At 45.3% G+C, this 391-nt stretch carries 1 protein-coding gene; it reads left to right on the top strand.

Annotation, left to right across the window (positions count from 1 at the left end; genetic code table 11):
• On the top strand, positions 1 to 391 hold a 391-nt coding region (locus tag GFU89_RS23250; protein ID WP_318849385.1), incomplete at both ends, for a condensation domain-containing protein.

The raw sequence follows: 391 nt of genomic DNA, 5'->3' as shown, positions 1-391 counted from the left end.
GCTGGATGCAGATAATATTGGTCTTTATGATGACTTCTTTGATTTGGGAGGCCATAGTTTGAAAGCGACACGTTTATCCAGCCAGATCATCAAACATCTGGGTGTTCAGTTAGCCCTTACAGACTTGTTCCGGTATTCTGTTTTACAGGATCAGGCTCTTCTGATCGATAATTCCCAAAAGACAATTTTTGCATCCATTCCCCAGTCGCCTGTCCAGACAGATTACCCATTATCTTCCTCGCAGAAGCGAATGTGGATTTTGAGCCAGTTCGAGGCTGGGAATTTGGCCTATAGCATTCCATCGAGCCACCATATCCATGGCTCTCTGGACCTTGTAAGCCTTGAGGAATCCTTCAGGCGCATCGTTTCACGTCATGAAATTCTTCGTACA

The organism is Chryseobacterium sp. JV558, from assembly GCF_033712365.1.
Lineage (GTDB): Bacteria > Bacteroidota > Bacteroidia > Flavobacteriales > Weeksellaceae > Chryseobacterium.
The sequence above is the reverse complement of the archived record's forward strand: the minus strand, read 5'-3'. Positions and strand labels throughout refer to the sequence as shown.